This is a genomic window from Pseudomonas sp. BBP2017 (assembly GCF_003024385.1).
Lineage (GTDB): Bacteria > Pseudomonadota > Gammaproteobacteria > Pseudomonadales > Pseudomonadaceae > Aquipseudomonas.
This window is the reverse complement of the sequence record NZ_PVZN01000005.1, coordinates 99,756-123,992: the sequence shown is the minus strand read 5'-3', so window position 1 is coordinate 123,992 and position 24,237 is coordinate 99,756. Positions and strand designations below refer to the sequence as shown.

The following is a 24,237-nucleotide window of genomic DNA, read 5'->3' as shown; positions in this document are numbered from 1 at the left end:
ATTCCCTTGCTTGTCCCCCGGCGCTTCTCTACAATTGCGCCCCTTGCCATGTTGGCGGGCGTTCACGCGCCTCCACCCAAGGCAAGACATACAGTGTCATTCACTCCTTGTCTGACCACTCTGGTGGCAGACTACAACCCGTAAGGAGCATTCATGCGTCATTACGAAATCATCTTTCTGGTCCACCCTGACCAGAGCGAGCAAGTCGGCGGCATGGTTGAGCGTTACACCAAGCTGATCGAAGAAGACGGCGGCAAGATCCACCGTCTGGAAGATTGGGGCCGTCGTCAACTGGCCTACGCAATCAACAATGTTCACAAGGCTCACTACGTGATGCTGAACGTTGAGTGCACCGGCAAGGCCCTGGCCGAGCTGGAAGACAACTTCCGCTACAACGATGCCGTGATCCGTAACCTGGTCATCCGTCGCGACGAAGCCGTCACCGGCCAGTCCGAGATGCTCAAGGCTGAAGAAAACCGCAGTGAGCGCCGTGAGCGTCGCGACCGTCCTGAGCATGCTGACAGCGCCGATGGCGACGACAGCAATGACAGCGACAACAGCGATAACGCTGACGAGTAATCCACGGACCTTTTGAGGAGCCTATTACATGGCACGTTTCTTCCGTCGTCGTAAATTCTGCCGCTTCACTGCTGAAGACGTGAAAGAGATCGATTACAAAGATCTCAACACCCTGAAAGCTTACGTATCCGAAACCGGCAAGATCGTTCCAAGCCGTATCACCGGTACCAAAGCTCGTTATCAGCGTCAGCTGGCTACCGCTATCAAGCGCGCCCGCTTCCTGGCCCTGCTGCCCTACACCGACAGCCACGGCCGCTGAGACCGGGTCGTCGACAAGTAGCAAAGGATAGAATGCATGCGCGCCTTAGCTGATTTCATCATGCGCGGTCGCGTGCAAGCCACCCTGGTGGTGGTGGGTTGTGCGGCGTTGCCGCTGTTGTTCTGGTTGAGTGCCGCCGCCGGGAGCCTGGTGTTCCTGCGGCGCGGTTTCAAGGACGCCTCCGGAGTCCTCGCCTGGGCATTATTGCCGGCGTTGGCCTGGTGGTTCTTCGGCGAGCCGCGCACCTTGATGGTGTTGCTGGGGACGCTGGGGCTGGCTGCGCTGTTGCGCGCCGGCCAATCCTGGAACCGGGTGCTGTTGTTCAGCATCGCCATGGGCCTGGCGTATGGCGTGGTCCTGGGTTCGGTGTTCCGCGAACCGATCGAAGCTCTGGCTGGAGCGCTTGAAAAAGCCCTGCCGCAGATGCTCGACGGTCTCTACCAGCAGTTGTCGGTAGAGGAGCGGGCTCGCCTGGGCAGCCTGATCGCACCGGTGCTCAACGGCCTGATAGCGGCATTGTTGCAAACCGTCAGTGTGCTGGCCCTGATGTTGGGTCGTTACTGGCAGGCAGTGTTGTATAACCCGGGAGGTTTTGGTCGCGAGTTTCAAGCGGTCAGGCTTCCCCTGGTGCCGACGCTGGTACTGGTGGTGCTCATGCTGGTGGGGCCGAATTTCGGTCCTGAACTGGCGATGTTGACGCCCCTGTGCAGCGTACCGCTGATGTTCGCAGGGCTTGCCCTGATGCATGGGCTGGTGGCACAAGGTCGACTGGGCAAGTTCTGGTTGGTCGGGATGTACGTGACACTGCTGCTGTTCATGCAGCTGACTTATCCGTTGCTCGTGGTTTTGGCCATTGTCGACAGCCTGATTGATTTTCGCGGTCGCAAGGTACCCCCGAAAGGTGCCGATAACGATTCCGCGAACGGTGAAGGTTAAAAGTTAAGAGGTTATTACCAAATGGAACTGATCCTGCTGGAAAAAGTCGCCAACCTGGGCAACCTGGGCGACAAGGTAAATGTTAAGGCCGGTTACGGTCGTAACTTCCTGCTGCCATTCGGCAAAGCCACCGCTGCTACCGCTGCCAACCTGGCTGCGTTCGAAGAGCGTCGTGCTGAGCTGGAAAAAATCGCTGCAGAGAAAAAAGCTTCGGCTGAAACTCGCGCTGCCCAACTGGCTGAGCTGGAAGTGACCATCACTGCCACCGCCGGTGACGAAGGCAAGCTGTTCGGTTCGATCGGCACCCACGACATCGCTGACGCCCTGACCGCCTCTGGCGTTGAAGTGGCCAAAGCTGAAGTTCGTCTGCCGAACGGCACCATCCGTAACGTCGGCGAATACGACGTTGCCGTGCACCTGCACAGCGACGTTGAAGCCACCGTTCGCGTGGTTGTTGTCGCAGCCTAAGCTGGACCAATCGGCTGGCACCCTGCGTGTCGGCCGGTTAACATCGGGCACGATCCTGCTTTGCAGGTCGTGCCCTTTGTCTTTTTCATCACCCTGATTCCTGCGTGGCCATGAACGAGATAACCGCCCCCGAGCAATATGATCTGCAAACCTCTGCCCTGAAGGTGCCGCCGCATTCCATCGAGGCCGAACAGGCCGTGCTCGGTGGCCTGATGCTGGACAACAACGCCTGGGAGCGAGTGCTCGATCAAGTCTCCGACGGCGATTTCTACCGGCATGACCACCGTCTGATCTTCCGCGCCATCCACAAGCTCGCCGACCAGAACGCCCCGTTCGACGTGGTGACGCTGCACGAGCAGCTGGACAAGGAAGGTCTCAGTTCCCAAATCGGCGGCCTCGGCTACCTCGGTGAGCTGGCCAAGAACACCCCGTCGGTGGCTAACATCAAGGCCTATGCTGCGATCATCCGTGAGCGGGCGACCCTGCGGCAGTTGATCAGCATCAGCAACGAGATTGCTGACAGCGCCTTCAATCCCCAGGGGCGTAACGCTGCCGAAATCCTCGATGAAGCCGAGCGGCAGATCTTCCAGATCGCCGAAGCGCGACCGAAAACTGGCGGCCCGGTGGGCGTCAACGACCTGCTGACCAAAGCCATCGATCGTATCGACACGCTATTCAACACTGACAGCGCAATCACCGGCCTGTCCACCGGCTACACCGACCTCGATGAGAAGACCAGCGGCCTGCAACCGGCCGACCTGATCATCGTCGCTGGCCGTCCGTCCATGGGTAAGACCACCTTCGCCATGAACCTGGTGGAGAACGCCGTGTTGCGCAGCGACAAGGCGGTGCTGGTGTATTCCCTGGAGATGCCAGGTGAATCGCTGATCATGCGTATGTTGTCGTCCCTGGGCCGCATCGACCAGACCAAGGTGCGTTCTGGTCAGCTGGAAGATGATGACTGGCCACGCCTGACCTCGGCGGTCAACCTGCTCAATGACCGCAAGCTGTTCATCGACGATACCGCCGGTATCAGTCCGTCGGAAATGCGCGCACGTACCCGCCGCCTGGTGCGCGAGCACGGGGAAGTCGGTCTGATCATGATCGACTACCTGCAGCTGATGCAGATTCCTGGTTCCAGCGGCGACAACCGCACCAACGAGATTTCCGAAATCTCCCGCTCGCTCAAGGCGCTGGCCAAAGAGTTCAACTGCCCGGTGGTGGCCCTGTCGCAGCTCAACCGCTCTCTTGAGCAGCGGCCGAACAAACGCCCGGTGAACTCCGACTTGCGTGAATCGGGTGCGATCGAGCAGGACGCCGACGTGATCATGTTCGTTTACCGTGACGAGGTGTATCACCCGGAAACCGAGCACAAGGGTATCGCCGAAATCATCATCGGCAAGCAGCGGAACGGTCCGATCGGCTTTATCCGCCTGGCCTTCATCGGTAAGTACACGCGCTTCGAAAACCTCGCGCCGGGTAGTTACAACTTCGACGACGATGAATAAGGCTAATTGACCTATTCCGACCTTTAGCGTCGGAATTGGTTAATTTTTGTGCTATATTCCGCGCCCGCGATTTTTCATCGATTAGCTACCGGTCACTGACATGCAAGCAGCCAAACCACTTTTCGACTATCCCAAGTACTGGGCCGAATGCTTCGGACCAGCGCCTTTCCTGCCGATGAGCAGGGAGGAGATGGATCAGCTCGGCTGGGATTCCTGCGACATCATCATCGTGACCGGCGACGCCTACGTCGACCATCCGTCGTTCGGCATGGCGATCATCGGTCGTCTGCTGGAAGCCCAGGGGTTTCGCGTGGGCATCATTGCCCAGCCGAACTGGCAGTCCAAAGACGACTTCATGAAGCTCGGCGAGCCGAACCTGTTCTTCGGCGTCGCGGCCGGCAACATGGACTCGATGATCAACCGTTACACCGCCGACAAGAAGATCCGCTCCGACGACGCCTACACCCCGGGTGGCCTGGCCGGTAAGCGTCCGGACCGCGCCAGTCTGGTCTACAGCCAGCGCTGTAAAGAGGCCTACAAGCATGTGCCGATCGTCCTCGGTGGCATCGAGGCTTCCCTGCGCCGCATCGCTCACTACGACTACTGGCAGGACAAGGTTCGTCATTCGATCCTGATCGATGCCTGCGCCGATATCCTCCTGTACGGCAACGCCGAGCGGGCCATCGTTGAAGTGGCTCAGCGCCTGGCGTTCGGTGAGAAGATCGAAGACATTACCGACATCCGCGGTACTGCATTCATTCGTCGTGACACGCCGCAAGGCTGGTACGAAGTCGACTCCACGCGTATCGACCGTCCGGGCAAGATCGACAAGATCATCAACCCGTACGTCAACACCCAGGACACTCAGGCCTGCGCCATCGAGCAGGAGAAGGGCCCGGTCGAGGACCCGAACGAAGCCAAGGTTGTACAGATCCTGGAAAGCCCGCGCATGACCCGTGACAAAACGGTGATTCGCCTGCCATCGTTCGAGAAGGTTCGCGGGGACGCCGTGCTCTATGCCCATGCCAACCGTGTGCTGCACCTGGAGACCAACCCCGGCAACGCCCGTGCTCTGGTGCAAAAACACGGTGAAGTGGACGTGTGGTTCAACCCGCCACCGATTCCGATGACCACCGAAGAAATGGACTACGTGTTCGGCATGCCTTATGCGCGCATCCCGCATCCGGCGTATGGCAAGGAGAAAATCCCGGCCTACGACATGATCCGTTTCTCGGTGAACATCATGCGTGGCTGCTTCGGCGGCTGCACCTTCTGCTCGATCACCGAGCACGAAGGGCGGATCATCCAGAACCGTTCCCACGAGTCGATCATTCGCGAAATCGAAGAGATCCGCGACAAAGTGCCTGGCTTTACCGGTGTCATTTCCGACCTCGGCGGCCCGACCGCGAACATGTACCGCATCGCTTGCAAGAGCCCCGAGATCGAATCGGCGTGCCGCAAGCCATCGTGCGTGTTCCCGGGTATTTGCCCGAACCTGAACACCGATCACTCCTCGCTGATCAAGCTGTACCGCAGTGCGCGTGCCTTGCCGGGAGTGAAGAAGATCCTCATCGCCTCGGGCCTGCGCTATGACCTGGCGGTGGAGTCGCCGGAGTACGTCAAGGAACTGGTGACCCACCACGTTGGCGGCTACCTGAAGATTGCCCCGGAGCACACCGAAGAAGGCCCGCTGAATCAGATGATGAAGCCGGGCATCGGTAGCTACGACCGCTTCAAGCGCATGTTCGAGAAGTACTCCAAGGAAGCGGGCAAAGAGCAGTACCTGATCCCGTACTTCATCGCCGCGCACCCGGGCACCACCGATGAAGACATGATGAACCTGGCCCTGTGGCTCAAGGGCAATGGCTTCCGTGCCGACCAGGTGCAGGCGTTCTACCCGTCGCCAATGGCCTCGGCCACGGCCATGTACCACTCGGGCAAGAACCCGCTACGCAAAGTCACGTACAAGAGCGACCCGGTGACCATCGTCAAGAGCGAGCAGCAGCGTCGTTTGCACAAGGCCTTCCTGCGCTATCACGATCCGAAGGGCTGGCCGATGCTGCGTGAAGCCCTGGAACGTATGGGTCGTGCCGACTTGATCGGCCCAGGCAAGCACCAGCTGATTCCGCTGCACCAGCCTGCTACTGACAGCTACCAGAGTGCGCGGCGCAAGAATTCGACGCCAGCGGGCAGCCACAAGGTAGCCAAAGAGCAAAAGATCCTGACCCAGCATACCGGCTTGCCGCCACGTGGCAGCGATGGTTCTAATCCGTGGGACAAGCGCGAACAGGCCAAGGCTGCGGCCTTTGCCCGCAACCAGCAGGCAGCCAAGGAGCGCAAGGAAGCCGCTAAAGGTGGCAAGGGCAAGAAGAAGCCCGCCCGCCAGCCGGTTCTGCCGCGCTAAACAACAACGCCAGCCTTCGGGCTGTGGGAGCGGGCTTGCCCCGCGATGACGTCGGTCCGGGCCACGCATTGGGTGTTGTCTGGAGTGGCCACATCGCGGGGCAAGCCCGCTCCCACATCAGGGTGATGTTTTTCCTGGCAAAGCCTCAAATCTGTGCAAGGCTTGCACGGCAGCCTCGCTGCGGTGCGCTTTTGGTGCGTCTGTACCTGCTGTGAGCGCGCAATCGCTGGCTTGGCCACATGGCACATGTCTTGCGCGGTTGTGCTCTCTGTGAAGACTTGCGGCCTTTGAGTACTGCCATGCCTGATCTGTTTGCTGCCTACCCGCCAAACCCGGGGACGTACCACGAAATGTTCGAGGCCCAAGGTCAGGTTCGCGAGCATTGGCAGCCGCTGTGTGACTACCTGCAGCGCAGCGGCCCGGCGCAGCTGGCCCAGCGTCAGGCTTCACTGACCCGGCAGTTGCAGGAGAACGGTGTCACCTACAACGTTTACGCCGACCCCAAGGGCGCCGACCGTCCCTGGGAACTCGACCTGCTTCCGCACCTGCTGCCGACCGCCGAGTGGCAACAGCTGGCCATCGGCATCGCCCAGCGTGCACGCTTGCTCAACGCGCTGCTGGCGGACATCTACGGGCCACAAAAACTGATCAGTGAAGGCTTGCTGCCAGCCGAGCTGGTCTTTGGACATAACAATTTTCTTTGGCCCTGCCAGGGTATCCGCCCGCCTGACGGGACATTTCTGCATGTGTATGCGGTGGACCTGGCGCGGGCGCCGGACGGGCGTTGGTGGGTGACCGCAGATCGTACCCAGGCGCCTTCCGGTGCCGGTTACGCCCTGGAGAACCGCACCATCGTTTCGCGTGCCTTGCCCGAGTTGTACCGGGATTTGCAGGTGCAGCATCTGGCGGGTTTCTTCCAGACCTTGCAGCAGACTCTGGCGCGCTTCGCACCCTGCGAGAAAGAAGCACCGTTGGTGGTTCTGCTGACGCCGGGGCGTTTCAACGAGAGCTATTTCGAACATCTGTACCTGGCGCGTCAACTGGGTTATCCGCTGGTGGAGGGCAGTGACCTGACCGTGCGCGATGCCACCGTGTACCTCAAGACTCTCAGCGGCCTGCGCCGGGTCCACGCGATCATGCGCCGCCTGGATGATGATTTCTGTGACCCGCTGGAACTGCGTACCGATTCGGCGCTGGGCGTGCCAGGGTTGCTTGATGCCGTGCGTCAGGGCCGCGTGCTGGTGGCCAACGCCCTGGGCAGTGGCGTACTGGAGTCGCCGGGCCTGCTGGGTTTTCTCCCGGCAATCAACCAGCGGTTGTTTGGCGAGGACCTTAGCCTGCCATCAATCGCCACCTGGTGGTGCGGAGAGCCGGCGGTAATGGCGCAGGCGTTGGAGCAGTTGCCGCAGTTGCGGGTCAAGCCGGCGTTTCCTTCACAGAGCTTCAAGCCGGTGTTCGGTCGCGATCTGGATGCAGCTCAACGCCAGGCGCTTGCCGAGCGAATTCAGGCGCGTCCCTATGCCTATGTCGCCCAGGAGCTGGCGCAGTTGTCGCAGGCACCGGTATGGCAGCAGGAACAGGGCCAGTTGCAGTCGCGGGCCATTGGCATGCGGGTGTATGCGGTGGCATCGGCTGAGGGCTATCGGGTACTGCCAGGTGGCCTTGCCCGGGTTGCCGCACTGGCTGATGCTGAAGTGGTATCGATGCAGCGTGCAGGCGCCAGCAAGGACACCTGGGTGCTGGGTGAGTCGCCGCCAATCGGTGAGCAATGGCGGGCCCGGCGTACACTGGGGGTGGCTGAGCTGATCCGCCAGGACCCGTACCTGCCCTCGCGGGTGGTGGAGAACCTGTTCTGGTTCGGACGTTACTGCGAACGCTGCGATGCCAGTGCCCGCTTGCTGCGGATCATCCTCACTCGCTATCTGGACGGCGATGACCCCTTGGCCTTGCAGGCGGCAGTGACCCTGGCCGCTGAGCTTTCGTTGTTGCCGCAGCAGGGCACGCTGCCCGAGCGCTTGCGTACCGCCCTGGCCGACAGCGACTGGGCCTTCAGCCTCAGCGCCAACCTGCAGCGCCTGCAGTGGGCGGCGTCGCAAGTGCGTGGCAAACTCTCGCGGGAGAACTGGCAGGCGCTGGTCGAGTTGCAGTGCGAAACCCAACGCCTTGATGATGCCACTGCGGGTTTTGGTGAACAGGTGGACTTTCTCAATCGCCTGGTAATGTCCATGGCGGCATTGTCCGGCTTCGCCCTGGACGACATGACCCGCGACGAGGGCTGGCGTTTTTTGATGATCGGACGGCGTATCGAGCGCCTGCATTCACTGTGCAGCAGCATGGCGGCCTTCCTTCGTGGGCCGGCGGTGTTCGATCAGGCCGGGCTTGAGTGGCTGCTGGAGTTGGGCAATAGCAGTATCACCTACCGCTCGCGCTACCTGGCGGTGGCCCAGTTGATTCCGGTGCTTGATCTGTTGTTGCTCGATGAACAGAACCCGCATGCGGTGCTGTTCCAGCTCAATTTGCTGGTCCGCGCCCATCGACGCTTGGCTGATGAGTTTGCCAGCAGCACAGAACCTGACCTGGCGTTGCTGGCCGAGCAACTCAAGCATTTTGATTTGCGCAGCCTGGAGGATTCGCTGTTCGCCAGCCCCAGTGTGCAGGCGGTGCTGAGCGGCCTGGCTGACCTGTTGCAAGCCATCGCCGCAGTCAGCAGTGAGATGGCCGAGCGACTGGCCTTGCGTCACTTCGCGCATGTCGACGATGTCAGCCAGCAAACGGTATCGGTCTGATGAGTGCTCATTACCAGGTCATTCACGACACCCACTATCGGTATGACAGCCCGGTGTCCCTGGCCCAGCAACTGGCGCACTTGTGGCCGCGGCCTTGTGCCTGGCAACGTTGTAGTGCGCAGGTGTTGCAGGTCAGTCCGGTGCCGACGCAGCGGCGGGATGAATGGGATGTGTTCGGCAATCCGCTTACCCGCCTTGCCTTTGAGCGCCAGCATGAGCAGTTGCACGTGCTGGCGCGCTTGCAGATCGAAGTAGTGTCCCGTGGCGAGCCGCAGCTCAGTACCTCGCCCGCTTGGGAGCAGGTACGTGATGCGTTGACCTACGCCAGTCGGCCGCTGAGCGGGGAGCATCTGGAGGCCTGTCGCTACCGCTTTGAATCACCCTATGTGCGCCTCAAGCAGCGTTTTGTGGCGTTCAGCGAATCGTGCTTTGCCCCGGGGCAGCCGATGCTGGCTGGCGCCCAGGCGCTAATGGAAAAAATTTTCAGTGAATTCACTTTCGATGCCGCAGCGACCCAGGTCGCCACGCCGTTGCTGGAGGTGCTTGAGCGCCGTCGTGGCGTCTGTCAGGACTTTGCCCACCTGATGCTCGCCTGCTTGCGCTCCCGTGGGTTGGCGGCGCGTTACGTCAGTGGCTACCTGCTGACCCGACCGCCACCCGGACAACCTCGTCTGGTGGGGGCCGATGCTTCGCATGCCTGGGTCTCGGTGTTCTGTCCGCACCAAGGCTGGGTTGATTTCGATCCGACCAACAACCTACGCCCTGCGCTGGAGCACATCACCCTGGCCTGGGGCCGGGATTTTTCCGATGTGTCGCCATTGCGCGGAGTGATTCTTGGCGGTGGCAACCACGATCCGCAGGTGCAGGTCACGGTCATGCCACTGGAGGACGGGCAGCCTTAGTCAGGCTTTTTGTCGACCCATTTTGGCGGTACCGGTGCCCGGTAACTGTCCATGGCATCCAGTAGCTCGGTGGGGGTATCGGCCAATTGCAGCATGGTGCGATGTTGTGGGCGCACGAAGCCTTCTTCCACCACGTGGTCGAGGAAGCTGCCCAGCTTGCTGTAGAAGCCGTTGACGTCGAGCAGGCCCAGCGGTTTGGCGTGATAGCCCAACTGGCCCCAGGTCCAGACTTCGAACAGTTCTTCCAGGGTACCCAGGCCGCCGGGCAGGGCAACGAAGGCATCGCTCAACTCGGCCATGCGTGCTTTGCGCGCATGCATGCCATCGACGACTTCCAGGCGGGTCAGGCCGCTGTGGCCGACTTCGGCATCTTTCAGGGCTTGGGGGATAATCCCGATGACTTCACCACCAGCGGCCATGGCCGCATCGGCAACAATACCCATCAGGCCGACTGCACCGCCGCCATAGACCAGGGTCAGGCCGCGTTCGGCGATGGCCCGGCCGAGGGCGATGGCGGCTTCCCGGTAAGCCGGGTTGGCGCCGGTGCTGGCGCCACAGAACACACAAACGGAACGTACTGGCATTGCTTCTCTCCGGTTACAAGCGGACACAGAGTAAGCGGCTGGCCGGTCGCTTCCAAGTCTGTAATGTGGCATTACCTGCAGGTTGTCCGTTACTGCGCTCGGGCAAACTCGCAGGTCGCGCCGCTGGCACCACAGGCGTAGGCGGCCAGCAGGCTGTTCATCAAGCTACCAAGGGACATGTTTTTTGCTCCTGAATGAGAGGTTGTCCCATCGTCCATTAATGGAGCATGATGTGCACTTTGATTGGCTGTATACAATCCATAGAACAATTCTACTGTCTGGCCCTTGGCCAGCCCCTTGATTCATATCAGGGCAGGGCTGAAGGGATTCAGGCAGTCTGCAAACTGATCAAAACCCTGCCAAGGAGATTCACGATGTTTGCCAAAGTTGTAGCCGTATCCTTGCTGACCCTCGCCAGCACTCAGGTATTTGCCGCCGAGTGCAAGGTTACCGTCGACTCCACCGACCAGATGTCCTTCAACACCAAGGCCATCGAAATCGACAAGAGCTGCAAGACTTTCACCGTTGAACTGACTCACTCCGGTTCCTTGCCGAAGAACGTCATGGGCCACAACCTGGTGATCAGCAAAGAGGCTGACATGCAGCCGATCGCGACTGACGGCCTGAGCGCTGGTATCGACAAGAGCTACTTGAAGGAAGGCGACACGCGCATCATCGCTCACACCAAAGTGATCGGCGCGAAGGAAAGCGACTCGGTGACCTTTGATGTGTCCAAGCTCGATGCGAACGAGAAGTACGGTTTCTTCTGCTCGTTCCCGGGCCACATCTCGATGATGAAAGGCACTGTTACGCTGAAGTAATGCGTAGCCTGTAAATCGCGGGGCAAGCCCGCTCCCACAGACAATGTGTGGGAGCAGGCTTGCCCCGCGATGCATTTCAGGGCGCGAAAGGCATCTCGCGCTTGTGCTGGGTCTTGCGGTAAGTGCTACTGATGATGTCGAACGCTTCCTGGCTCACTGGCTCGCCATGCAGGAAGGCATCGATCTGCGCATAGGTCACGCCATGCGAGGCTTCGTCCGGCTTGCCCGGGGCCAGGTCTTCCAGGTCCGCAGTCGGCACTTTCTCCACCAGTGACTCCGGTGCGCCAAAGCTGCGTGCGATCGCCCGTACCTGGTTCTTCACCAGCCCGCTCAGGGGCGCCAGGTCGCAGGAGCCATCACCGAATTTGGTAAAGAAGCCCATTACCGCCTCAGCGGCGTGATCCGTACCGATCACCAGACCCTGACGGGCACCGGCGATGGTGTATTGAGCGACCATGCGCATGCGCGCCTTGGTGTTGCCGACGACGAAATCGACCAGCGCTGGCGGACCGTTCTCGAGCGCTTTCACTTCTTTGCTCAGTGCCTGTACAGCCGGGGCAATGTTCACGGTGTGCAGCTCGTCCGGCTTGATCACCTCAAGGCAGGCCTGGGCGTCGTGCTCATCCTGCTGGACGTGGTAGGGCAGGCGTACGGCGATGAATCGATAACCTGAGTCGCCGGTTTCGCTACGCAGCTCGTTGATCGCCCGTTGCGCCAGCAGGGCAGCGGTCAGCGAATCGACTCCGCCACTGATACCCAGCACCAGGGCTTTCAGCCGGGCATTGTTCAGACACTGCTTGATGAATGCCACGCGCCGGCTGACTTCGGCATCGAGCGCGGCGTGGTCGGCGAACGGCGGCTGGACCTTGAGCGCTTGCGCAATCTCTCGCTGGACGGCTTGCATGAATTACTCCTTGGGCACTTTGAAGACATGGCGCAGGTAGGCGACGAAGTTTTCGTCGCGGCATTGGGTCTTGGCGGCCTCGTCGGAAATCTTGGCGACTGGCTGGCCGTTGCAGTCGGTCATTTTAAGCACGATGTTCATCGGCGCCACCCCCGGGATGTCACAGGTCAGGTTGGTGCCAATGCCGAAGCTGACGTTGATCCGCCCGCGCAGGGCACGGAAGATCTCCAGCGACTTGGTCAAATTCAGGCCATCGGAAAACACCAGGGTCTTGCTCATCGGGTCGATGCCGAGCTTGCGGTAGTGGGCGATGGCCTTTTCCGCCCAGCGCACCGGGTCGCTCAGGTCATGGCGCGCGCCATCAACTGCCAGCAACGACGCACAGACCTTGCCATTGTGCCAGCCTTTTTCTGCAGGTGGGCAGGCATGCCTCGGGTACATCGGTAGCAGCTTATAGGTAGCAGTGCTTTCTCTGGTCAGCGGCTAGCCTGTAGTGGTGCCCGCTGTAGCAGTCGCGCACCAAGGATGTGCAGTTCGGTTACGCATCTTGTTACAGGCTGGTTGCACGTAAACACTTGTCGGGGTTGCAATGATGGCACTTGGGGGTTGCTCTTTTTCTCCTGGCGCGGTGGCGCTTTCCTTGCCGCAGACGGTTGCACGGCCAGTAAAAAAAGGACGCGGCCCAGACCCCAGCAACTTCTTCACGCGTTTTTCCAGAATAAAAAACCAATGGCACGGCCCTTGCTCAGAGCAATTGCTGAAAGTTGTAGTGCCAACCAAAAAAACTCCAAGGAGCACCACCTCATGTCGCAGACGTTTTACAAGAAAGGCTTTCTGGCCCTTGCCGTAGCTACGGCGCTGGGTGTTTCTTCGTATGTTCAGGCCGACATCAAGATCGGTGTAGCAGGACCGATGACCGGTCCCAGCGCGGCATTTGGCGAGCAGTACATGAAGGGGGCTCAGGCAGCGGCCGATGCCATCAACGCAGCGGGTGGGATCAACGGTGAGAAGATCGTCCTGGTCAAGGGCGATGATGCCTGCGAACCGAAGCAGGCGGTGGCCGTAGCCAACCGCCTGGTTGACCAGGAAAAGGTCGCCGGGGTGGTCGGGCACTTCTGCTCCTCCAACACCATTCCCGCTTCCGAGGTGTATGACGAGGCCGGGATCATCGCCATTACCCCGGGTTCGACCAACCCGCAAGTCACCGAGCGCGGCCTGACCGGGATGTTCCGCATGTGCGGGCGTGACGACCAGCAGGGCATCGTTGCCGGCGATTACATCGTCGATGTGCTCAAGGGCAAGAAAGTCGTGGTCCTGCACGACAAGGATACCTACGGCCAAGGTCTGGCTGATGCGACCAAGGCCCAACTGGCCAAGCGTGGTGTGACGCCGGTGCTGTACGAAGGCCTGACCCGTGGTGAGAAGGACTTCAGCGCTGTGGTCACCAAGATCCGCGCAGCTGATGCTGATGTCGTCTACTTCGGTGGTTTGCACCCGGAAGCGGGTCCGCTGGTTCGGCAGATGCGTGAGCAGGGTCTCAAAGACGTCAAGTTCATGTCCGATGACGGTATCGTCACTGACGAGCTGGTCACCACCGCCGGTGGCGCACAGTATGTCGATGGCGTGTACATGACCTTCGGCGCCGACCCACGCCTGCTGCCTGACAGCAAGGCGGTGGTGGATGCCTTCCGCAAGACCGGCTATGAACCTGAGGGCTACACCCTGTACGCCTATGCTTCGCTTCAGGCCCTGGCCGCAGGCTTCAATGGCGCCAAGTCGAACAAGGGCGAGGACGCCGCCAAGTGGCTCAAGGCCAATCCGGTGAAAACTGTGATGGGTGAGAAGACCTGGGACAGCAAGGGCGACCTGAAAGTCTCCGACTACGTGGTCTACCAGTGGGACAAGGACGGCAAGTACCACCAGCTGGAAAAACAAAAATAACAACGGTATCCGACCCGGGCCTGTGCCCGGGTCGCTACCCGGTTTTGCGCCGTACCTGTCTTTTCTCGTAGATCTGCACAACCCTGCGCTGCGAGGGCCGCTTCATCCGGGGCTCACCGTAGTCGGCGCTGTGCAATCTCAAATACGTGAGATTGCGTTATGGATGGTATTTTTCTGCAGCAACTGATCAATGGGCTGACCCTGGGGTCTGTCTATGGTCTGATCGCCATCGGCTACACAATGGTCTATGGCATTATCGGCATGATCAACTTCGCGCACGGCGAGGTGTATATGATCTCCGCTTACCTGGCGGCGATCAGTCTGGCATTGCTGGCGTACTTCGGTATCGAATCCTTCCCGCTGCTGATGCTCGGGACGCTGATCTTCACTGTCGTGGTGACGGGCGTTTATGGCTGGACCATCGAACGCGTCGCCTACAAACCCCTGCGTAACTCCACCCGCCTGGCGCCGCTGATCAGCGCCATCGGTATCTCGCTGATCCTGCAGAACTATGCGCAGATCAGCCAGGGTGCACGCCAGCAAGGCGTACCGACCCTGCTCGAAGGCGCCTGGCGCCTGGAAGTGGGCACCGGCTTCGTCCAGCTGACCTACACCAAGATCTTTATCCTGGTTGCCGCGTTCGTCGGCATGGCCGCGCTGACCTACATCATCAAGTTCACCAAGCTGGGGCGCATGTGCCGTGCGACTCAACAGGATCGCAAGATGGCCTCGATCCTCGGTATCAACACTGACCGGGTGATTTCCTACGTGTTCGTCATCGGTGCGGTGATGGCTGCACTGGCGGGCGTACTGATCACCATGAACTACGGCACCTTCGACTTCTATGCCGGCTTCATTATCGGCATCAAGGCCTTCACTGCCGCGGTATTGGGGGGCATCGGCTCGCTGCCGGGCGCGATGCTCGGCGGGATCATCCTCGGTATCTCCGAGTCGCTGTTTTCCGGGTTGATCAACTCCGACTACAAAGACGTGTTCAGTTTCTCCCTGCTGGTGCTGATTCTGATCTTCCGTCCTCAAGGCCTGCTGGGTCGCCCACTCGTGGCGAAGGTGTAAGTATGTCTGCTGCCAAATCCGCTTCATTCGATATCAAGCGCAGCCTGATCGATGCGATTCTCGCCGGGCTGATTTCTCTGATCGTGTTCGGGCCCATCGTCGGCGTGGTGCTCGATGGCTACAGTTTCAACATGGAACCGACCCGCGTGGCCTGGCTGGTGGCCGGGGTAATGGTCGGACGTTTCGTCCTCAGCCTGTTCCTGCAGACCCCCAAGGGCCAGGCGATCCTGCAAGGCTTCGAGGGCAGCGGCTCCGGTGTGCACGTGCTGGCGCCGGACTACAAGTCGCGGCTGCGCTGGATCATTCCGGCGCTGATCGTGATCGCCATCGTCTTCCCGTTCTTTGCCAACAAGTACTTGTTGACGGTGGTCATACTCGGTCTGATCTACGTGTTGTTGGGGCTTGGCCTGAACATCGTAGTGGGGCTGGCCGGCTTGCTCGACCTCGGCTACGTGGCTTTCTATGCCATCGGCGCCTATGGTCTGGCGCTGGGCTACCAGTACCTGGGCCTGGGCTTCTGGACCGTATTGCCGCTGGCTGCTATTGCCGCCGCGTTGGCCGGGTGCATATTGGGCTTCCCGGTACTGCGAATGCATGGTGACTACCTGGCGATCGTGACCCTGGGCTTCGGTGAGATCATTCGTTTGATACTCAACAACTGGCTGTCGTTCACCGGTGGTCCGAACGGTATGCCGGTGCCATCGCCGACCTTCATGGGCCTGGAGTTCGGGCGCCGGGCCAAGGACGGGGGAGTACCGTTTCACGAGTTCTTTGGCATCGATTACAACCCGAACGTGAAGTTCCTGTTCATCTACATCGTACTGTTCCTGGTGGTGCTGGCGGTGCTGTACATCAAGCACCGGCTGACCCGTATGCCGGTTGGCCGCGCCTGGGAAGCGCTGCGCGAAGACGAAATCGCCTGCCGCTCCATGGGCCTGAACCACGTGCTGGTAAAACTCTCGGCCTTCACCATCGGCGCGTCCACCGCTGGCTTGGCCGGGGTGTTCTTTGCCAGCTACCAGGGCTTCGTCAACCCGTCCTCGTTCACCTTCTTCGAATCGGCGCTGATCCTCGCCATCGTGGTCCTTGGTGGCATGGGCTCGACGGTCGGTGTGGTGATCGCCGCGTTCGTCCTGACCGTGGCCCCGGAGCTGCTGCGTAGCTTCTCCGAGTACCGGGTACTGCTGTTCGGCGTGCTCATGGTGTTGATGATGATCTGGCGACCGCGCGGGCTGATTCGTATCAGCCGTATCGGCGTGGTTCCGCGTAAAGGAGTAGCGCCATGAGCGATGACGTGATTCTCTCGGTCGACAACCTGATGATGCAGTTTGGCGGGATCAAGGCACTCAGCGATGTCAGCCTCAAGGTCAAGCGCAATTCGATCTTTGCCCTGATCGGCCCCAACGGCGCGGGCAAGACCACGGTGTTCAACTGCCTGACCGGCTTCTACAAAGCCAGTGGCGGCAAGATCGAACTGAACATGCGCGGTACCCGCACCAACGTGATCCAGCTGCTTGGCGAGCGCTTCCAGCTGGGTGACTTCGTTTCGCCCAAGCGCTTCATCAACCGTCTGCACTACAAGATGTTCGGCGGTACCCACCTGGTCAACCGCGCAGGTCTGGCGCGGACCTTCCAGAACATTCGCCTGTTCCGGGAAATGTCGGTGGTGGAGAACCTGCTGGTGGCCCAGCACATGTGGGTCAACCGCAATCTGCTGTCGGGGGTGCTCAACACCAAAGCGTACCGCAAGGCCGAAAGCGATGCCCTGGACCATGCCTTCTACTGGCTGGAAGTGGTCGACCTGGTCGACTGTGCCAACCGTCTGGCTGGCGAGTTGTCCTACGGTCAGCAACGCCGTCTGGAGATTGCCCGGGCCATGTGCACGCGGCCGCAGATCATCTGCCTGGATGAACCGGCAGCAGGCCTCAACCCGCAGGAAACCGAAGCCCTGAGCAAGATGATCCGTGTGCTGCGTGACGAGCACGACATCACCGTGGTGCTGATCGAGCACGATATGGGCATGGTCATGAGTATTTCCGACCATATCGTGGTACTGGACCATGGCAACGTGATCGCCGAAGGCGCGCCACAGGATATTCGCAACAACCCGACGGTGATCGCCGCCTACCTGGGTGCTGACGAAGAGGAGCTGGTATGACTGCACCCATTCTCGAACTCAAGGATCTGGACGTGTTCTATGGGCCGATCCAGGCCCTGAAGAAAGTCTCGATGTACATCAACGAAGGTGAGACGGTGAGCCTGATCGGCTCTAACGGCGCCGGCAAATCGACCCTGCTGATGTCGATTTTCGGTCAGCCGCGGGCGGCGAGTGGGCAGATTGTCTATCGCGGTACTGACATTACCCACAAGTCTTCCCACTACATCGCCTCCAACGGTATCGCCCAGTCACCCGAAGGGCGTCGAGTGTTCCCGGACATGTCGGTGGAAGAGAACCTGATGATGGGCACCATCCCTATCGGGGACAAATTCGCCGACGAAGACATGCAGCGCATGTTCGAGCTGTTTCCGCGCCTCAAGGAGCGGCGTAATCAGCGGGCCATGACCATGTCCGGCGGTGAGCAGCAAATGCTCGCCATCGCCCGGGCGTTGATGAGCCGACCCAAGTTGTTGCTGCTCGACGAGCCATCCCTGGGATTGGCGCCGATTGTGGTCAAGCAGATCTTTGCAACCCTGCGGGAGTTGGCCAAGACCGGCATGACCATCTTTCTGGTGGAGCAGAACGCCAACCATGCGCTCAAGCTCTCGGACCGCGCCTACGTGATGGTCAACGGCCAGATCCGCATGACTGGCACCGGGCGGGAGCTGTTGGTCAACGAAGAGGTGCGTAACGCTTATCTGGGCGGGCACTGATTCAATCCGGTAAAAACGCCCTGCCAATGCAGGGCGTTTTTTCTCCACAGCTTTGTGGAAAACCTTACGAGCACTTCCTTTCAGGCGCGACACAAAGTCGCTGCAAGCGGATGTTTTTGCGTGCTTTTGAGTTGTCCACCATTGGTGTGGAAGCGGCTGTGGGTAACTTGGTGGCACCTTGCTGAAAGCCTTATATTTAAAGGCTTCCAGTCGTGTGGTTGTTTTTTGATCAAGTGTTCAGAGAAGATTTTCAGTGGCCGTTGTCAAGTCTTTTGTAGTCGGTGCAACCGACCCGGAAACGCCGGGTAACGCCTGTGGATAAGTCTGTGGGCAAGCATTGGAAAGAACGCTGTAAGCGCCGTCCTCACAGGCCTTGGGCCACCATGGGAATTACTTCGACTTAAAACCGCAGAGGCCCGAGGTCAAACAGCAGGCCTGTGGTCAAGGAAAATACTTGCAAAACCCCGTGCCAGGCGCGTTTAGCGGAGTCTGGAGTTGCCCCCAGAGTTTGTGCAAGAGCCTGTGGATAAGGTGAGCAAAGCTTGCTCCAGCCCATATGGATCAAGGTGTTGGCGTGTTTGGTCGTTTTTTGTACAGTGCATGTGTGCTTGCCGGTAGGGTTGTCGGCGGGCATTCTGCTGATCCGTGATCTCGACCTTGCAAGGAGTACCCGATGACTTCCACCGTATTCATCACTGGCGCGACCTCTGGTTTCGGCGAAGCCTGTGCCCGTCGATTTGCCGAAGCTGGCTGGTCGTTGGTGTTGACCGGTCGCCGTCAGGAGCGCCTGGATGCGCTATGCGCAGAGTTGTCGCAGCAGACTGAAGTGCACGGCCTGGTCGTGGACGTGCGTGACCGCAAAGCCATGGAAGCGGCGATTGCCAACTTGCCGCCGTCGTTCGCCAAGTTGCGCGGGCTGATCAACAACGCAGGCCTGGCCCTAGGTGCCGACCCGGCCCCCAAGTGCGACCTGGATGACTGGGAAACCATGGTCGATACCAACATCAAGGGCCTGATGTACAGCACCCGTCTGTTGTTGCCACGGCTGATCGCCCATGGTCGCGGTGCGACCATTCTCAACGTGGGGTCCGTGGCGGGTAACTATCCGTATCCGGGCAGCCATGTGTATGGCGGCACCAAGGCCTTTGTCGGCCAGTTCTCCTTGAGCTTGCGCTGCGACCTGCAAGGTACCGGTGTGCGAGTCAGTAACATCGAGCCAGGGCTGTGTGAAAGTGAGTTTTCCCTGGTGCGTTTTGGTGGCGATCAGGCGCGCTACGACGCGACCTATGCTGGCGCCGAGCCGATCCAGCCGCAGGACATTGCCGAGACCATCTTCTGGATCATGAACCAGCCGGCGCACATCAATATCAACAGTCTGGAGCTGATGCCGGTGAGCCAGGCGTGGGCCGGGTTTTCGATTGATCGTTCCAGTAAGGCTTGAGTGTCAAATCGCGGGGCAAGTCGAGTCGTCGCGATAGCTCACACCTGGCGTTGCAACCCTTCCAGACAGGTCGCCAGATGATAAGGCGTGGTCGACGGCATATCGCTGCGGCTGACTGCGCCACTGGCGTCACGGCACTCGTACCAGCCACCGGCGTGCAGGAAATGCTGCTGCAGCGCCTGTAGCTGGGTGAGGACCTTGCCCGCGCAGCCCGGGCGCAAGGCCAGGGCGCGCAAGTACTCGGCCTGGGCCCAGATGCGCTGGGTGGCATCGCGCAGCTGGCCGTCGGCGCCGAGCATCGCCAACACTGCGCTGTCGTTCACCCCATATTGCTCGGCATAGGCGAACGCCCGATCAAGAGAGGCGTGCAGCTCGCTGCCGCGCAGCAGTGCTGAAGACTCCAGCAGGAAGAACCACTCGAACTGGTGGCCTGGTTCGAACCAGTTATCCACAGCAGCGCGTGGTTTTTCCAGCATTACCCCGTGTTCGGGATCGATGAAGTGCTGTTGCATGGCATTGGCCAGCGCCAACAGGGCGCTTTGCACCTGTTCATCGTCACGCACTGCCAGCGTTGCAAGGAACGCTTCGGCCAAATGCATCAGCGGATTCTGCAGGGGGCCGCTACCAAGGTCTGACCAGTCTTCATCGAGGCTGGCTTCATACAAACCGTCATCACGGGCAAAACGTTCGGCGACCACGCTCAGTGCTGCATTGAGGATCGACTCGACCAGTTGCTCGCGAACCTGTCCCCAATAGTGGGCGCAGGCAAAGATGATGAAGGCGTGGGTGTAGAGATCCTTGCGCCGGTCCAGCGGTTTGCCCTGGGCATCGATGCTGTAGAACCAGCCGCCATGCTCGGCGTCGTGGAAGTGTCGTTGCAGCGAGCGGAACAGTGCCGCTGCGCGTTCACGGGCGCCAGGTAGCTCGATGCGGCTGCTGAACAGGTACAGCTGACGGGCACAGGCCATGGCCCGGTAGCGCTCTACAGGCAGTGGTTGCTGCTGCACATCCAGCGCTTCGTAAGGCAGGGCCATATCTGCATTCCAGCCCGGTCCTTGCCAGAGCGGCACGATGCGCTGGGTAAAGTGCGTCTGCACCTGTTCGAGCAGGGCAGGCAGTTCAGGCTGGGCAGTACGAAGGTCGGGCATGGAGAAGAATCATCGCGATCGGTGCGTTTGCGCGCATGGTAGCAGGAAACGGCGCAATTACAGGGTACTGAGCCCCTGCCAATGCTTGGCGCCGACGAAGATGAAACGCAATTGCTGGGTGATCTTGTCCTGGGCGCTCAGCGTTTGTCCGGCGTCGTCAGCCGGCTCATCAATCAGTTCCGGCAAGGTGGCAAATACGGTTTTCACCACCAGATCGGCGATCACCGAGAGGGCGGCATTATCCAGGTGCTGCCAGCGCGGCATGCGCTCAAGGTCGGTGGCCAGGTCCGAGCTGATGCCCTGGCGCAGGGTGGCAATTGCCTGACGTACCGGTTGCGAGCCACCATATTGCTCACGCGCGAGGAACAGGAACTGCGGGCGATTGGCTGCGACCACGTCGAGGAAGATTCGCACCGAAGCGTCGGTGATACCGCCGAGTTCGAGTTCATTGTGGCGAACCAGGCGAATGGTCTGGCGAAAGGTCTCGCCGACTTCATTGACCAGGGCCAGGCCGAGCTGGTCCATATCGGAAAAATGCCGGTAGAAACCGGTAGGTACGATACCCGCGCATTTGCTGACTTCACGCAGGCTGATGCTGCCGAAGCCACGGCCACTTTCCATCAGGTGGCGGGCGGCATCCAGCAGGGCTTGGCGGGTCTGTTGCTTTTGTTCGGCGCGCGGCAGCATGGCGAGTATCGGTTGGCAGTGAAACAGCCCTGCACTCTAATAGCCTGCGCCAGGAAAAACAAAGCCCGGTCAATTGACCGGGCTTGGAGGGGAGCTGTTGCAAGGCGGGGATCTCTTATTGTCTGGCATAGGCTTCAGCTCACGCGCTGGTTCTTTTCGATCAGACGGTCAGAACCACCTTCGGCAACCTGATAACGTTCTTTCAGACGATCAGCGCCGCCTTCAGCTACACGGTTGTTGCGTTCCAGCAGACGATCAGCGCCGCCTTCAGCTACACGGTTGTTGCGTTCCAGCAGACGATCAGCGCCGCCTTCGGCTACGCGGCTATTGCGCTCCAGCAGACGATCAGAACCACCTTCGGCTACGCGACTGCGCTCTTGCAGGCGATCCGAGCCACCTTCGGCCAGGGTGTTCAGCGTTTGCGAAATCACTGTCGAACTGGAACGAGACTCGGCGCTCAGGCTTTGTTCGCTGGCCGGAATGGCGAAAGCATTGGCGGCCAGGATGGACAGGGACAGACTCAGCAGCAATTGGCGTTTCATGGTTCGGTGCTCCTTGGAGGGGCTGGAAAGTGGGTACGGAGCCAATGCTACGCTTGGGGGCGCCAGATAAAAGTTCATAAAGATAATGGTGACAATCGATGGAATTGATGCTTTCGTGCGAAGGCTCTAAACCAATGCTTGCAGGGTGTTTCAAGGCCGCATTCGGGCGTAGATGGGGAGGCTGGGTCCCTGTGTGTATTGATGGGAAACCGAGAAAAGACGCCGGAATCATCATCGTCAATTAAACCCCTCGGCGTTTCATCAGTCCGATTACTAAGTGCCATCAATATGCCCATCTGTGCCTTGTGGGCGTCAGGAGAGTCCTGCAATGACGCGTTCCGCCAGAGTCCTCACCTGGACCCTCGCCAGCCTGCTGCTGATCGTGACCTTACTGGTAATCGTTATCGCGACGTTCGATTGGAACCGGGTCAAGCCGACCCTCAATGCCAAGGTCTCCGAAGCGCTGCAGCGACCTTTCGCCATCAACGGTAATCTCGCAGTGGTTTGGCAGCTTGAGCCGGAACAGGGTGGCTGGCGGGCCTGGATTCCCTCGCCGCGCTTCATCGCCGAGGACCTGACTCTGGGCAACCCGGACTGGCTCAAGGAGCCGCGAATGGCCGCTGTCAAGCGCGTCGAGTTTCGCCTGGCACCCTTGCCGCTGCTGTTTAGGCAAATCGCCATTGCGCGCATCGATCTCAACCAGCCCAGCGCCACGCTCAAGCGCCTGGCCGATGGACGGGAAAACTGGACGTTCGATTTTGGCCCAAAGGATGAACAGGCCGAGCCTTCCAGATGGGGGCTGGATATCGGCGCCATTGGTTTCGACAAAGGCCAGGTCAGCCTTGATGACCAGTTGCTGAAAACCACGCTGGATGTCGATATCGATCCGTTGGGTAAGCCGATCCCGTTCGCCGAAATTGTCGGCAAGGCCACGGCGCAGAGAGCCGGTACCGCCCAGGATTATGCCTTTAGCCTCAAAGTCAAAGGGCGCTACAAAGGCCAGCCACTCTCCGGTAATGGCAAGATTGGCGGCCTGCTGGCGCTGCAGGGTGCGAGCCGGCCGTTCCCGTTGCAGGCCGACATGCAGATCGCCGATACCCGCATCGCCCTTGCAGGCATCCTGACCGATCCGCGCAACCTGGGCGCTCTCGACCTGCGTCTGCGCCTGTCGGGCGCGAGCCTGGGCAACCTGTATCCGTTGACCGGCGTGACCCTGCCGGATTCGCCTGCGTATTCCACCGACGGTCACTTGGTGGCCAAACTGCATGAACCCGGTGGCGCACTGTTTCGTTATGAGGGCTTCAATGGCAAGATCGGCGACAGTGACATCCATGGAGACCTGACCTTCGTCTCCAGCCAGCCGCGGCCCAAGCTCAGTGGCAACCTGGTTTCCAATCAGTTGCTGTTCAAGGACCTCGCGCCGCTGATCGGTGCCGACTCCAATGCCGAACAGAAAGCCCGCGGTGGCGCCAGCAAGCAACCGGCAGGCACGGTCCTGCCGGTTGAGGAATTCCGCACCGAACGCTGGCGGAGCATGGACGCCGACGTGACCTTCAGCGGCAAGCGCATCGTGCACAGTCAAGAGTTGCCATTCAACGATTTATCCAGTCACTTTGTTCTTGATGATGGCGTGCTGCGCCTGGCTCCGCTGCGTTTTGGCGTGGCCGGCGGCAAGCTCGATGCCCAGGTTCGCCTGGACGGCCGCACGGTACCGCTGCAAGGCCGCGCCCAGCTCAGCGCTCGGGGTTTCAAGCTCAAGCAGCTGTTCCCGGCCTTCGAACCGATGAAAACCAGTTTCGGCCAACTCAATGGTGACGCCGACCTCAGTGGTCGGGGCAACTCGGTGGCGGCGTTGCTGGCCACGTCCAATGGCGAGCTGAAGATGTTGATCAACGATGGCGCCATCAGCCGTGGCCTGATGGAAATCGCCGGGCTGAACGTGGGCAACTATGTAGTGGGCCAGTTGTTCGGTGACAAGGAAGTGAAGATCAACTGCGCAGCCGCTGATTTCGGTATCAAGGAGGGGGTGGCAAGCACCCGCTTGTTTGTCTTCGACACGGAGAACGCAATCATCTACGTCAATGGCACCGCCAACTTCGCCAGTGAGCAACTAGACCTGAAGATCAATCCCGAGTCCAAGGGCGTGCGCTTGCTCTCGCTGCGTTCGCCTTTGTACGTACGTGGTCCATTTGCCAAACCCAACGCCGGCGTGCAGGCGGTGCCGCTGGCCTTGCGAGGTGCGGGGATGGTCGCGTTGGGGGTGGTGATCGGCCCTGCCGCGGGATTGTTGGCGTTGGTGGCGCCTGGGGGCGATGTGCCGAATCAGTGCACGCCGTTGCTGGAGCAGATGAAGGCCGGTTAAAAGCATCGCGAGGAGGCCGA

21 protein-coding genes and 1 pseudogene are annotated in these 24,237 nt (G+C 60.1%); 16 read left to right on the top strand and 6 right to left on the bottom strand.

Annotated elements, in window-relative coordinates; all coding sequences use genetic code 11:
* Window positions 1-153: 153 nt before the first annotated feature.
* From rpsF to C6382_RS09190, 8 genes are all read left to right on the top strand, one after another.
* Window positions 154-579, top strand: a complete 426-nt coding sequence (gene rpsF / locus C6382_RS09225; protein ID WP_010221605.1) for a 30S ribosomal protein S6 — start codon at window positions 154-156, stop codon at window positions 577-579.
* Window positions 580-607: 28 nt separating this feature from the next.
* The gene (gene rpsR / locus C6382_RS09220; protein WP_009403887.1) at window positions 608-838 is read left to right on the top strand and encodes a 30S ribosomal protein S18; all 231 of its coding nucleotides are present in this window, start codon (window positions 608-610) and stop codon (window positions 836-838) included.
* 36 nt (window positions 839-874) lie between these two features.
* On the top strand, window positions 875-1,774 hold the full coding sequence (locus tag C6382_RS09215; protein ID WP_107024196.1) for a hypothetical protein: 900 nt from the start codon (window positions 875-877) through the stop codon (window positions 1,772-1,774).
* A gap of 21 nt (window positions 1,775-1,795) precedes the next feature.
* On the top strand, window positions 1,796-2,242 hold the full coding sequence (gene rplI, locus C6382_RS09210) for a 50S ribosomal protein L9 (RefSeq protein ID WP_010221607.1): 447 nt from the start codon (window positions 1,796-1,798) through the stop codon (window positions 2,240-2,242).
* 110 nt (window positions 2,243-2,352) lie between these two features.
* The gene (gene dnaB / locus C6382_RS09205) at window positions 2,353-3,750 is read left to right on the top strand and encodes a replicative DNA helicase (RefSeq protein ID WP_038615183.1); all 1,398 of its coding nucleotides are present in this window, start codon (window positions 2,353-2,355) and stop codon (window positions 3,748-3,750) included.
* Between the two features lie 100 nt (window positions 3,751-3,850).
* The gene (locus C6382_RS09200) at window positions 3,851-6,154 is read left to right on the top strand and encodes a YgiQ family radical SAM protein (protein ID WP_107024195.1); all 2,304 of its coding nucleotides are present in this window, start codon (window positions 3,851-3,853) and stop codon (window positions 6,152-6,154) included.
* A 299-nt stretch (window positions 6,155-6,453) separates the two neighbouring features.
* The gene (locus C6382_RS09195; protein ID WP_107024194.1) at window positions 6,454-8,940 is read left to right on the top strand and encodes a circularly permuted type 2 ATP-grasp protein; all 2,487 of its coding nucleotides are present in this window, start codon (window positions 6,454-6,456) and stop codon (window positions 8,938-8,940) included.
* A complete protein-coding gene (locus tag C6382_RS09190; RefSeq protein WP_107024193.1) occupies window positions 8,940-9,842 on the top strand; it encodes a transglutaminase family protein in 903 nt (300 codons plus the stop codon). The genes C6382_RS09195 and C6382_RS09190 overlap by 1 nt, the downstream gene beginning before the upstream one ends.
* On the opposite strand, the gene C6382_RS09185 is transcribed toward C6382_RS09190, so the two are convergent.
* Window positions 9,839-10,426 (bottom strand): TIGR00730 family Rossman fold protein, encoded by a 588-nt coding sequence (locus C6382_RS09185; protein ID WP_107024192.1) that lies wholly within the window; start codon window positions 10,424-10,426, stop codon window positions 9,839-9,841. The genes C6382_RS09190 and C6382_RS09185 overlap by 4 nt on opposite strands.
* Window positions 10,427-10,800: 374 nt before the next feature.
* Between C6382_RS09185 and azu the strand changes: the two genes are divergently transcribed.
* Window positions 10,801-11,247 (top strand): azurin, encoded by a 447-nt coding sequence (azu, locus tag C6382_RS09180; RefSeq protein WP_107024191.1) that lies wholly within the window; start codon window positions 10,801-10,803, stop codon window positions 11,245-11,247.
* A 76-nt stretch (window positions 11,248-11,323) separates the two neighbouring features.
* Here azu and nadE read toward each other — a convergent pair whose 3' ends face one another.
* A complete protein-coding gene (gene nadE, locus C6382_RS09175) occupies window positions 11,324-12,151 on the bottom strand; it encodes an ammonia-dependent NAD(+) synthetase (protein WP_107024190.1) in 828 nt (275 codons plus the stop codon).
* A 3-nt stretch (window positions 12,152-12,154) separates the two neighbouring features.
* Window positions 12,155-12,514 (bottom strand): annotated as a pseudogene (locus C6382_RS09170) (nicotinate phosphoribosyltransferase); the annotation flags it as partial.
* A 441-nt stretch (window positions 12,515-12,955) separates the two neighbouring features.
* Between C6382_RS09170 and C6382_RS09165 the strand changes: the two are divergent.
* The 6 genes from C6382_RS09165 (at window position 12,956) to C6382_RS09140 (ending at window position 19,478) form a co-directional block, all read left to right on the top strand.
* On the top strand, window positions 12,956-14,092 hold the full coding sequence (locus C6382_RS09165) for an ABC transporter substrate-binding protein (RefSeq protein WP_107024189.1): 1,137 nt from the start codon (window positions 12,956-12,958) through the stop codon (window positions 14,090-14,092).
* Between the two features lie 159 nt (window positions 14,093-14,251).
* The gene (locus C6382_RS09160) at window positions 14,252-15,166 is read left to right on the top strand and encodes a branched-chain amino acid ABC transporter permease LivH (protein ID WP_107024188.1); all 915 of its coding nucleotides are present in this window, start codon (window positions 14,252-14,254) and stop codon (window positions 15,164-15,166) included.
* A 2-nt stretch (window positions 15,167-15,168) separates the two neighbouring features.
* Complete coding sequence (livM, locus tag C6382_RS09155) at window positions 15,169-16,452, top strand: high-affinity branched-chain amino acid ABC transporter permease LivM (protein WP_107024187.1); 1,284 nt, start codon at window positions 15,169-15,171, stop codon at window positions 16,450-16,452.
* Window positions 16,449-17,324: an ABC transporter ATP-binding protein gene (locus C6382_RS09150; protein WP_107024186.1), complete on the top strand. Its 876-nt coding sequence runs from the start codon at window positions 16,449-16,451 to the stop codon at window positions 17,322-17,324. The genes livM and C6382_RS09150 overlap by 4 nt, the downstream gene beginning before the upstream one ends.
* Complete coding sequence (locus C6382_RS09145; RefSeq protein ID WP_107024185.1) at window positions 17,321-18,037, top strand: ABC transporter ATP-binding protein; 717 nt, start codon at window positions 17,321-17,323, stop codon at window positions 18,035-18,037. The genes C6382_RS09150 and C6382_RS09145 overlap by 4 nt, the downstream gene beginning before the upstream one ends.
* 673 nt (window positions 18,038-18,710) lie before the next feature.
* Complete coding sequence (locus C6382_RS09140; protein WP_107024184.1) at window positions 18,711-19,478, top strand: SDR family oxidoreductase; 768 nt, start codon at window positions 18,711-18,713, stop codon at window positions 19,476-19,478.
* 38 nt (window positions 19,479-19,516) lie between these two features.
* Here C6382_RS09140 and C6382_RS09135 read toward each other — a convergent pair whose 3' ends face one another.
* From C6382_RS09135 to C6382_RS09125, 3 genes are all read right to left on the bottom strand, one after another.
* Window positions 19,517-20,626, bottom strand: coding sequence for an AGE family epimerase/isomerase (locus tag C6382_RS09135; RefSeq protein ID WP_107024183.1), 1,110 nt, complete (start codon window positions 20,624-20,626; stop codon window positions 19,517-19,519).
* Between the two features lie 57 nt (window positions 20,627-20,683).
* Window positions 20,684-21,313 carry a TetR family transcriptional regulator gene (locus C6382_RS09130; protein ID WP_038615156.1) on the bottom strand — a complete coding sequence of 210 codons (630 nt, stop codon included), beginning with the start codon at window positions 21,311-21,313 and terminating at the stop codon, window positions 20,684-20,686.
* A gap of 134 nt (window positions 21,314-21,447) precedes the next feature.
* The gene (locus tag C6382_RS09125; RefSeq protein ID WP_107024182.1) at window positions 21,448-21,855 is read right to left on the bottom strand and encodes a hypothetical protein; all 408 of its coding nucleotides are present in this window, start codon (window positions 21,853-21,855) and stop codon (window positions 21,448-21,450) included.
* 328 nt (window positions 21,856-22,183) lie between these two features.
* Here C6382_RS09125 and C6382_RS09120 point away from each other — a divergent pair, with 328 nt between their 5' ends.
* The gene (locus tag C6382_RS09120) at window positions 22,184-24,217 is read left to right on the top strand and encodes an AsmA family protein (RefSeq protein WP_107024181.1); all 2,034 of its coding nucleotides are present in this window, start codon (window positions 22,184-22,186) and stop codon (window positions 24,215-24,217) included.
* Window positions 24,218-24,237 lie beyond the last annotated feature (20 nt).

Excerpts from the sequence above, each read along its gene's own strand:
- rpsF (WP_010221605.1), top strand. The coding sequence starts at position 154 with ATGCGTCATTACGAAATCATCTTTCTGGTCCACCCTGACCAGAGCGAG.
- rpsR (WP_009403887.1), top strand. The coding sequence starts at position 608 with ATGGCACGTTTCTTCCGTCGTCGTAAATTCTGCCGCTTCACTGCTGAA.
- C6382_RS09215 (WP_107024196.1), top strand. The coding sequence starts at position 875 with ATGCGCGCCTTAGCTGATTTCATCATGCGCGGTCGCGTGCAAGCCACC.
- rplI (WP_010221607.1), top strand. The coding sequence starts at position 1,796 with ATGGAACTGATCCTGCTGGAAAAAGTCGCCAACCTGGGCAACCTGGGC.
- dnaB (WP_038615183.1), top strand. The coding sequence starts at position 2,353 with ATGAACGAGATAACCGCCCCCGAGCAATATGATCTGCAAACCTCTGCC.
- C6382_RS09200 (WP_107024195.1), top strand. The coding sequence starts at position 3,851 with ATGCAAGCAGCCAAACCACTTTTCGACTATCCCAAGTACTGGGCCGAA.
- C6382_RS09195 (WP_107024194.1), top strand. The coding sequence starts at position 6,454 with ATGCCTGATCTGTTTGCTGCCTACCCGCCAAACCCGGGGACGTACCAC.
- C6382_RS09190 (WP_107024193.1), top strand. The coding sequence starts at position 8,940 with ATGAGTGCTCATTACCAGGTCATTCACGACACCCACTATCGGTATGAC.
- C6382_RS09185 (WP_107024192.1), bottom strand. The coding sequence starts at position 10,426 with ATGCCAGTACGTTCCGTTTGTGTGTTCTGTGGCGCCAGCACCGGCGCC.
- azu (WP_107024191.1), top strand. The coding sequence starts at position 10,801 with ATGTTTGCCAAAGTTGTAGCCGTATCCTTGCTGACCCTCGCCAGCACT.
- nadE (WP_107024190.1), bottom strand. The coding sequence starts at position 12,151 with ATGCAAGCCGTCCAGCGAGAGATTGCGCAAGCGCTCAAGGTCCAGCCG.
- C6382_RS09165 (WP_107024189.1), top strand. The coding sequence starts at position 12,956 with ATGTCGCAGACGTTTTACAAGAAAGGCTTTCTGGCCCTTGCCGTAGCT.
- C6382_RS09160 (WP_107024188.1), top strand. The coding sequence starts at position 14,252 with ATGGATGGTATTTTTCTGCAGCAACTGATCAATGGGCTGACCCTGGGG.
- livM (WP_107024187.1), top strand. The coding sequence starts at position 15,169 with ATGTCTGCTGCCAAATCCGCTTCATTCGATATCAAGCGCAGCCTGATC.
- C6382_RS09150 (WP_107024186.1), top strand. The coding sequence starts at position 16,449 with ATGAGCGATGACGTGATTCTCTCGGTCGACAACCTGATGATGCAGTTT.
- C6382_RS09145 (WP_107024185.1), top strand. The coding sequence starts at position 17,321 with ATGACTGCACCCATTCTCGAACTCAAGGATCTGGACGTGTTCTATGGG.
- C6382_RS09140 (WP_107024184.1), top strand. The coding sequence starts at position 18,711 with ATGACTTCCACCGTATTCATCACTGGCGCGACCTCTGGTTTCGGCGAA.
- C6382_RS09135 (WP_107024183.1), bottom strand. The coding sequence starts at position 20,626 with ATGCCCGACCTTCGTACTGCCCAGCCTGAACTGCCTGCCCTGCTCGAA.
- C6382_RS09130 (WP_038615156.1), bottom strand. The coding sequence starts at position 21,313 with ATGCTGCCGCGCGCCGAACAAAAGCAACAGACCCGCCAAGCCCTGCTG.
- C6382_RS09125 (WP_107024182.1), bottom strand. The coding sequence starts at position 21,855 with ATGAAACGCCAATTGCTGCTGAGTCTGTCCCTGTCCATCCTGGCCGCC.
- C6382_RS09120 (WP_107024181.1), top strand. The coding sequence starts at position 22,184 with ATGACGCGTTCCGCCAGAGTCCTCACCTGGACCCTCGCCAGCCTGCTG.